The organism is Candidatus Methylomirabilota bacterium (genome assembly GCA_027293415.1).
In the GTDB taxonomy this organism is placed as follows: Bacteria; Methylomirabilota; Methylomirabilia; order Methylomirabilales; family CSP1-5; genus CSP1-5.
In genome coordinates, this window is record JAPUFX010000132.1 from 1 (window position 1) to 8,784 (window position 8,784).

Here is an 8,784-nt window from a genome sequence, read left to right on the forward strand (position 1 = left end):
GTTTGCCATCCCCACTTCCAGGATTCGTCGGGGCTTGAACATCATCACCAGGGTAAACAGAAACCTGCCGTATCGCGGAACCACGGCCCAGATCGAGGTTGGGCTCTTCGCGATGCGATCGATCTCGTCCGTGCCTTCCGCCCGGGGCCATGCGGCGAGAAATTGGCGTGCAAACACCATGTCGAACACCGGCAACTCGGGCGCCGGATGATCTTGCCTCTTTGCTCCAGCGTGAGGGTGGTGATTCACGGGCTAGGACTCGACTCTTTTCTCCAGAACGAGCTCACCTATCTCGATCCTAACCAGGCGCAACTCGTCAATTCTCACCAAATTCGGTGATATGGATGCTGAACGCGGTGTCGTTCTGTTGCTGATACCCTTCGAGTACGAGTCGCAAAAACGTAGAGTTGTTATAGGTCGAGATGATGACGCCAGTATTCGGATGATGCTCCATCGTCATGACGCCTTGCGGAAGATGACAAGCATCTCGTGCCCCTTACCCATGACTCTGGCCGGCAGCGTCAGAAGCTCCCTCAATATCTTCAACAGCTTGTAACGCAGCGGGGAGACCCGCCCCTTCTCGGCAAGGCGAAGGCCTCCGGTACGAATGTATTCAAACTCGAATCCTGTCCGCCCCGCCAGGGTTCGCATGCTTTTAGGGCTGAAGAAACACGCGTGCCCGCCATGGTCCGTGGCGTACATGTCGAAGCACTCCCAGTCACCCTTGACCCACTGGAGGGTCCACGAGTCCATGTTGGGCGTATTCGTGACAAGCAGGCCGCCCGGTTTCAACACCCTGTGGGCAGCACGCACCACCTCCAGTGGATTGGTAAGGTGTTCGATGACTTCGATCATGGTCACGACGTCATAGCTTTCCGCTGCGAACATATTCACTTCGAGAAAGCCGCGATGGACCTCGAATCCCGCCGCACTTGCGGTCGCAGCGGACGCCGAACCGGGCTCGACGCCAGACACCGCGCCAAATCCCTCGTCTCTTGCAACATGGAGCAGGGCGCCGCTGGAGCAGCCAACGTCAAGAAGCGCCATATCCCGGGCGCTTCGGCCGGTGAGCGTTTCCGTAAGCCGCAAGATTCGTCTGGTGCGCTGTTGAAAACGTTTCATGTCTTTAAGCGAGGGCGCTGTGCCCTCGGGCCGGTTGGAGGCTTCAAGGCTGTCATAATAGACCTGTTTCGAACACGAACTGATCAGCTGACCGCACGCCGGACAGAGACGAAGCGGGCCATCGGGGGTGACGATCTCCGTCGTCTTAAGCGGTTCGCTGCAGCCCAGCGGACAGTTCTCGAAAAGTAGTCCGGACATGTCCTTTCCGTTATCCCCGTCAGTGGCTAGGGTTGTATGCTCTGAGTCTGGCGACGAGTCCCCTAAAATCCTGCGTCGTCCCCTTCCATTGATCATATGATTTACTTTTAGACAACTAGGGACTAGGATTCCTAATAAGCCTGAGAGGAGACATCTTTGAAGGTTATAGATCGATACATTGGCCGGGAACTCTTGATCTCCATGATCCTCGGACTCGGGATCACTACCTTCGTTTTCCTGACTAAGCCCATGATGAAACTCATGGACCTCTTCATCACCAAGCTGGTCCCCGTCGGAATTATTGCTCGCCTGTTCCTGTATACATTACCCCCCCTCCTTTTCCTCACTACTCCCATCGCTTTGCTCCTGGCCGTAATTGCCACTTATAGCCGGCTCGCCGCTGACCAGGAGCTGACCGCCCTTAAAGCGGCGGGATTTAGCCTCTACCGCTTAGCCTTGCCCGCCTTCGGCATTGGCATCGTGGCCTTAAGCTTTACCGCTTTTAACGGTATCTACGGCATACCCTGGGCGAGTCAGGCCTTCCGAAATCTCTTGTTTAACCTTGCACGTACCCGGGCAACCATCGGGATAAGGGAAAAAGTTTTCAACGACGATTTTCATGGTCTCATCCTTTACACCGACCACATCGACGAGGCCAGCGGTGTGATGGAAGGGATCTTTATCGTGGATACCCAGAATGAGGAAAAGCCGCGAATTATTATTGCCCGCCGTGGACGCATCGTTCCGAAAGAACAGAGCAATGTCGTCCTGCTCGAGCTGCAGGACGGATCCACCCACGTCGTACCCAAGGACAAACCGGGCCACTACCAAATGCTGAAGTTTCAGAACGTGGATCTGGCTCTTTCTGTAAGTGACCCAACCCTCGCTGGCATGATGGCTAGGGACCCGCGTGAGATGACTATACCAGAACTGCTCGCCACGATTCGGCAACGTGCCGCCCGTGGGGAACCGACGGCATACCTGCTGATCAGTTTCCATCAGCGATTCGCAACTCCGGTTGCTTGCCTTGTTTTCATCCTCCTGGGGACACCGTTGGCGATCCGAGTCCGGCGGTCGGGTAAAGCGATCAGCCTGGGGCTTACCATCGTGCTGGTGTGTATGTACTACCTCCTGATGATTTTCGGACAGGGTATGGGAAACAATGGCAGCATCTCCCCCCTCTGGGCGAGTTGGCTGCCGAATCTTGTCCTGGGTGGTCTCGGGTTGTTCTTGTTTATCGCCGGCAACCGCGAATCGTGGCTCCCCTCGTCGTTCTTGCCGGGACGGAAGCGCCGTGCTGCCACAGCCGAGGGCAGGGGGTAACATGATCCGTATTCTCGATCGGTATATTGGGCAAGGCTTCTTAAAACTGCTCGTTCTCGCCCTCGCACTCCTCGTGGCTGTCTCCCTGCTTGTAGACCTTCTTGAGAACCTCCATAATTACGTGATCCACGGAGCTTCAGCTTCAGACGTCACCCTGTACTACCTTTACAGGGTCCCGCGGGTGACTCTCCACGTCTCCCCCTTTGCCCTGATGATCGCTTCCTTCTTCACCGTGGGCAGGTTCAACCGGAACTACGAATTCGTCGCCATGCAAATGGCCCGAGTGCACCCCTTCCGCGCAGTTCTCCCCATCATCATCCTTGCCCTGGGGGCCACTCTGGGCCTCTATGTCATCCAAGAAGAAATCGCTCCGAAAGCGACTGAGACCACTCTCCGGATTAAGCACGAGCGGCTTCGGAAAAAGAAGTCTCCTTTTCATCGGACGCGGAACCAGGACATCTGGTATCTGGGGGGGGCAAATCGCTTTCTCCACATCGGTCTCCTGGAAACCAGCAAGAGCGAGATGCAGGAGGTCTCTTTGTTTCAACTATCCCCAGACTTTGTGCCGCTTCAGCGCATAGAGGCTGACAAGGGGCGTTGGGAAGAGGGGCGCTGGATTTTGTCGGGGGTACGGATCCACCGTTTCTCGGATGGGGGGACTGACGTAAGCGTCACCGAGGTACCCGAGATGCCCATGCAGCTGAAGGCAACCCCTGAGGACCTGGCGCGCGTCGAAAAGGAACCGAAGGAGATGAGCTCCAGAGAGCTCAAGCGATATATCCAGCGGCTTGCCCAGAGCGGGGAGGATACGCGGCGTTACGTGGCGGATCTCTTGGCCAAGCGTGCTATCCTTGCCAGGAACTTCATTATGGCACTCTTGGGAATTGTGATTGCATTTCGGGTTGGACGGCAGGGACTCTTGAACCCCATGGGCACGTGCATCATCACCACGGTTCTGTACTATGTCCTGTTTTTCCTTGCCCTCCCGCTAGCCCGCAAAGACGTCCTCCCTCCGCTACTTCTTCTCTGGATTCCAAATATGATTTTTGGAGGAATCGCCCTGGTCGGGCTGCTGCGGCCTCATCCACGAATCTAGCGCCGGACCTGATGACCGATGACCGACGACCGTTGACCGAAGCTTGAAAGCTAGGAGGCCAGCACGCTGGAAAGCGAGTAAGCTCGCAGGCGAGAAAGCTGGCACCCCTCGATGCTGGAGAGCTTACTCCCTCGGATGTTGCAAAGCGGGCACGAAAGATCTTGCTCCCCTGCCACCCTGCAGGTGTTCTCGCGTTCTAACATTCCATCCTTCAAGCGTTCTAGCGTTCTAGCATTCCAGCAGGGACCTGCTTGCTTAGGTCCCGGATTCCCAGGACTGAAGATACCGCTGCTGCTCCGCTGTCAAGGTGTCAATCTTGACCCCCATCGAGGCCAATTTGAGACGTGCCACCTCGATGTCTATTTCCTTCGGAACCCGGTAAACGCGATTTTCTAGTCGACCCGCCTGCCGAACCGCATACTGGACAGAGAGGGCCTGGTTAGCAAAGCTCATGTCCATAACACTGGCCGGATGACCTTCTGCAGCGGCGAGATTGATCAACCTCCCCTCGGCCAAAAGATACAACCGCCGGCCATTCCGTAAGGTAAATTCTTCGACATGCTCGCGAACCACCCGCCGCTTCTTCGCCATCGATCGAAGCGCCCCTAGGTCGATCTCTACATTAAAATGGCCGGAATTACACAAGATGGCGCCATCCCGCATACCCTGGAAATGCTCACGCCGAATCACGTGGGTGTTCCCGGTGGCAGTGATGAAGAGCTCTCCAAGGCGAGTCGCGTCACGGATTGTCATTATCCGGAATCCATCCATCATTGCCTCGAGAGCGCGCACTGGCTCTACCTCGGTGACGGTCACGTGAGCGCCCATACCCCGTGCCCGGGTGGCGATGCCCCGTCCACACCAGCCGTAACCAGATACCACGACGTGCGTCCCAGCCAGTAGGATATTCGTGGCACGAATGACACCATCCAAAGTGCTTTGCCCCGTCCCGTACCGGTTGTCGAAAAGATGTTTCGTGTCAGCGTCATTCACAGCGATGATGGGATAGCGCAAAACCCCTTTCTTTTCCATCTGACGCAAGCGCAAGACCCCAGTGGTGGTTTCCTCGGTGCCGGCAATAGTCCCTGGGAGCAGGTCAGTACGTTCGTCGTGCAAAACGGAGATCGTATCGGCCCCATCGTCCATGGTGATGTGCGGTCGGATCTCTAAGACGCTTTGGATATGCTTATAATAGGTCCGCCGATCCTCTCCCCTGCGGGCAAAGACAGGGATGCGAAAGTGTTTGACCAGGGCGGCAGCCACGTCATCCTGGGTGCTCAGCGGGTTGCTAGCGCACAGGGCTACCTGGGCACCCCCGCCCTTGAGCGCCCGTAGCAGATTAGCGGTCTCCGTCGTCACATGGAGACAGGCTGAGACCCGAATGCCGCGCAGTGGCCTCCGCTTGCCAAACCGCTTCTCGATTTGGGCGAGGACCGACATGAACTGCCTGGCCCACTCAATCCGTTTGAGTCCCTTCTCAGCGAGACGAAGATCCGAGATATCGTATTCCACGCGCCCTCCCAAAAAGGTTCAGGGTTCAGGGTTCAGGGTTCACAGCCAAACACTGACATCCCTTGATCTCAGTTCTGAACGCTGAACCCTCAACTCTGAAACTATCTACGCACCGACCCGGCCAGCCTCTCGAGAGAGGACATCCGCACGGTCGATCCGCTCCCAGGTGAAGTCTGGCTCGCTCCGGCCAAAGTGGCCGTACACGGCAGTCTGCTTGTAAATAGGCCGACGGAGATCCAAGGCCTTCAAGATACCTGCAGGGGTAAGTTCAAAGTGCTTGCGTACCATGGTGCAAAGGAGTTCGTCGGGAACCTTTCCTGTTCCCAACGTATCAACCATGACCGAAACTGGTTCTGGAACGCCAATGGCATAAGCCAGCTGAACCTCGCATTTGTCTGCCAGATCAGCAGCAACGATATTCTTGGCGATATAGCGGGCCATATACGACGCAGAGCGGTCAACCTTGCTCGGATCCTTCCCTGAATAGGCCCCGCCGCCATGACTTCCCACCCCTCCGTAGGTATCGACAATGATCTTTCTCCCCGTAAGCCCCGTATCGCCCTTAGGCCCTCCGATGACGAAGCGGCCTGTGGGATTAATGTGGTACACGACCTGTTCCTGATCCAAAAGCTGGCCGGGAACCACGGGAAGGATCACCTGTTCGATAATATCCTCCCGCAATTGTTGGAGGGTGACATCAGGGCTGTGCTGGGCAGCCACGACAACGGCAGTCACCCGGCTCGGCCGACCGTCGACATACTCCACCGTCACCTGGGATTTTCCATCGGGGCGGAGGTAGTCCAAGATATTTTGCTTTCGAACCTCGGCCAGTCTACGGCAGAGCTTATGGGCGAGCATGATTGGCATAGGCATCATCTCGGGAGTCTCTCGGGTGGCATATCCGAACATCAACCCTTGATCCCCAGCCCCCTGAATATCTACCCCTAACGCGATGTCCGCCGACTGCTCTTGGATGGCAGTGATCACAGAGCAGGTTTCATAGTCGAAGCCATACTTGGCGCGCGTGTATCCTGCTTCACGGATGGTTTTCCGGACAATCTGCGGGATGTCCACGTAACATTTAGTGGTAATCTCACCGGCTACGAAGGCGAGGCCGGTCGTCACCAGGGTTTCGCAGGCTACGCGACCATACGGGTCCTGCTGGAATATTCCATCCAGGATGGCGTCGGAGATCTGGTCGGCGATCTTATCGGGATGTCCTTCGGTGACCGACTCGGAAGTAAATAGATAGCGTCCTGATGGCATCGAAGCTCCCTCCTATTATCCCTGGTTACTCAGAAAATCCGCACATGCCCGATTCCATGCTCCCTGGGATTTGAGAAGCCATTCCACCGTCTCCCGCACCGCCCCCCTCCCACCGGGAAGGGACGTTACGAGGTGCGCAGCGCTTTGCACCTCTGACGGGGCATCGGCGACCGCAATGGCCAAACCCGCCCGCCGAAATAGGGGAAGGTCTGGAAGATCGTCACCGATATAGGCGACCTCTGCATCATCGAAGCGATACCGCATCAATAATTGTCGATATACAGCGATCTTGTCTTCGACCCCGGTATGTACCTCCTCCAAGTTGAGCTCTTCGGCCCGCCGAAGCAAGGCCTCAGATTTCCGCCCGCTCACGAGCGCCACGGTGATCCCCGACGCCTGCGCGATCTTGATGGCAAGCCCATCCCGCACATGGAAGGCCAACACCTCCAACCCTGCACTGCCATAAATGATCCAGCCATCAGTCAAGACGCCATCTACATCCAGCAACAGCAGACGAATCCGCTTCGCCCGCTGCCGGACCTCTTGCGTCCTCCAATTTTTTGTGACCCTCACTGTCCTAGGTTGTAAGAAGAAGTGTCCTGTTTGATGTCAATCACGCGATGATATTCTGGCCCCAGCAAACCAATTTTCCGCCACTCGAACATCCGCAATACCGTAGGGGTTCGAGGGCGAAAAGTCAACAAGAAAACCACTCGTCCTAAACGCTCAAATACGTCTCAGCCATCCTTCTTCGGTGTGGCGACCACCTCCAGGGCCCGATGCTCTGAGACCGACCTGTGTCGCTGTCGACGAAAAATGCATACGCGAATCGCCGCACGGCAGCAGCTAGATGGTACTTATATCGGGGCAATTCCGAATAACATGCTTTGTATTTTTTCAAGGTCACGACCTCCAAAATGGGCACTGAATGGCCTCCCTATCCTTTTCATCCCGGGAGTTAAGTCCGGCGAAAAGCAACCCGCTCATCCAAGCATAAAAGATCCCTTCGCCATGATCAAGCAGTGAAGAGTTAAAGAGGCAGGTCGTCATAACGGTGAGCACCAGGCCACGCGCCAGATTACGCTCAAATAAGCCAGGCAAGTCGGCCGCCAGATGCCACTGTATATAAAACAGGTACAGCAATACACCTAAACCAACCAGACCAAGTTGTACTGCAATCAACACATATTCGTTATGTGGATTGCTCGTCGGCGGCACGCGGGAATTTTTCACTTTCTCGGCAAAAGCGGATGCAAAGCCACCAGTCCCGACACCAAAAACAGGGGAGTCGCGAATGATGGCGAGGCTGTTTTGATAGAAAGCAAGACGCAGCCAGAGCCCCCCTTCCTCGCTATCTGCGCTTAGGTCCGGAACTTGGCCGGAGCTCCACTTGTGAAAATCAGCCGTCGTGTCGGACAGACGGGCATGGAAGACATCGGAAAGAAAAAACGCGCACACACCTATGACTGATCCGCCGAGTATATCTATCACAAAACCTTTCCAGCGTAGCCAGTCAACGAAAAAGTAGACGACCAATACTCCGAGGACCAAATAACCGGTTCTACCGGGAACCATGAACAATAGATTGAATATTGCCATGACGGCAAGTGCAATCCACAGAATTCGCCGATGAGGAGAACTGGCAACGCGGGCCAAGGTCGCAAACGCGAAGGCACTGAACGCGACGAGCAGATTGTGCGTGATATGGGACCTGAAGACAATACCGTAATTCTCAAAACCCTTGAAAGGTCCGCCGCCAGGGAACACGCCAAAACTAATAAGGTAAGACAAGAGAAGCACCACAACCATCGTGAGAAAAAATGCCGCTAGACCATTGCGTCGCATTTGAACATCCTGAAACAACGGGATTAGCAGGGACAGAAGAAGCAGGTCCGAGTACTTGCCGAGCACCTTGAAGACTTCACCCCAACTGGCATCGCTGTAAAACCCACCCAAGACCAAAAGACCGAACATCCCCAGGGACAACATTGCTACCGGATTGCCTCGCACCAGGTCCCATTTCTTACGGTAGCCTGCGCCGAATACCCAGAACGCTGCTACGGAGACTCCGAGGATGCTATCAAGCGCCGTAGATACCGGAATCGAAAACCCCAACCCGGTTCCAGCCCATTTGGCTGCCCTATTAGCCTTTTCCGAAACCAGGCCGTATTCTGCTTTACTCTCTTGCTCCTTGACAGCTTCTATCATTTCAAAAACTCCGGCATGAGACCCTTGTTAAGCGAATCAAGCGAGGGCAGGATCAGCCA

9 protein-coding genes are annotated in these 8,784 nt (G+C 55.6%); 2 read left to right on the forward strand and 7 right to left on the reverse strand.

The features are described from left to right. The 3 genes from O6929_09445 to O6929_09455 all read right to left on the reverse strand — a co-directional run. The coding region (locus tag O6929_09445; GenBank protein MCZ6480608.1) for a hypothetical protein at nt 1-180 on the reverse strand (180 nt) is incomplete at its 3' end. 136 nt (nt 181-316) lie between these two features. Beyond that, on the reverse strand, nt 317-454 hold the full coding sequence (locus O6929_09450) for a hypothetical protein (GenBank protein ID MCZ6480609.1): 138 nt from the start codon (nt 452-454) through the stop codon (nt 317-319). A gap of 2 nt (nt 455-456) precedes the next feature. Then, a complete protein-coding gene (locus O6929_09455) occupies nt 457-1,320 on the reverse strand; it encodes a class I SAM-dependent methyltransferase (GenBank protein ID MCZ6480610.1) in 864 nt (287 codons plus the stop codon). Nucleotides 1,321-1,476: 156 nt separating this feature from the next. Here O6929_09455 and lptF point away from each other — a divergent pair, with 156 nt between their 5' ends. Both lptF and O6929_09465 read left to right on the forward strand, forming a co-directional pair. Continuing rightward, on the forward strand, nt 1,477-2,643 hold the full coding sequence (gene lptF, locus O6929_09460) for an LPS export ABC transporter permease LptF (protein MCZ6480611.1): 1,167 nt from the start codon (nt 1,477-1,479) through the stop codon (nt 2,641-2,643). Between the two features lies 1 nt (nt 2,644). Then, the gene (locus O6929_09465; GenBank protein ID MCZ6480612.1) at nt 2,645-3,739 is read left to right on the forward strand and encodes an LptF/LptG family permease; all 1,095 of its coding nucleotides are present in this window, start codon (nt 2,645-2,647) and stop codon (nt 3,737-3,739) included. Nucleotides 3,740-3,994: 255 nt separating this feature from the next. Here O6929_09465 and ahcY read toward each other — a convergent pair whose 3' ends face one another. The 4 genes from ahcY to O6929_09485 form a co-directional block, all read right to left on the reverse strand. After that, nucleotides 3,995-5,251: an adenosylhomocysteinase gene (gene ahcY / locus O6929_09470; GenBank protein ID MCZ6480613.1), complete on the reverse strand. Its 1,257-nt coding sequence runs from the start codon at nt 5,249-5,251 to the stop codon at nt 3,995-3,997. 105 nt (nt 5,252-5,356) lie between these two features. Continuing rightward, nucleotides 5,357-6,517: a methionine adenosyltransferase gene (gene metK / locus O6929_09475; protein MCZ6480614.1), complete on the reverse strand. Its 1,161-nt coding sequence runs from the start codon at nt 6,515-6,517 to the stop codon at nt 5,357-5,359. Nucleotides 6,518-6,532: 15 nt separating this feature from the next. Further along, nucleotides 6,533-7,090, reverse strand: coding sequence for an HAD-IIIA family hydrolase (locus O6929_09480; GenBank protein ID MCZ6480615.1), 558 nt, complete (start codon nt 7,088-7,090; stop codon nt 6,533-6,535). Between the two features lie 330 nt (nt 7,091-7,420). Continuing rightward, entirely contained in the window at nt 7,421-8,725 is a 1,305-nt protein-coding gene (locus O6929_09485) for an O-antigen ligase family protein (protein MCZ6480616.1), read from the reverse strand. Nucleotides 8,726-8,784 lie beyond the last annotated feature (59 nt).

Bases quoted from the DNA above. Each gene is read 5' to 3' on its own strand.
- O6929_09450 (MCZ6480609.1), bottom strand. From the start codon at position 454: ATGGAGCATCATCCGAATACTGGCGTCATCATCTCGACCTATAACAAC.
- O6929_09465 (MCZ6480612.1), top strand. From the start codon at position 2,645: ATGATCCGTATTCTCGATCGGTATATTGGGCAAGGCTTCTTAAAACTG.
- O6929_09485 (MCZ6480616.1), bottom strand. From the start codon at position 8,725: ATGATAGAAGCTGTCAAGGAGCAAGAGAGTAAAGCAGAATACGGCCTG.
- metK (MCZ6480614.1), bottom strand. From the start codon at position 6,517: ATGCCATCAGGACGCTATCTATTTACTTCCGAGTCGGTCACCGAAGGA.
- O6929_09455 (MCZ6480610.1), bottom strand. From the start codon at position 1,320: ATGTCCGGACTACTTTTCGAGAACTGTCCGCTGGGCTGCAGCGAACCG.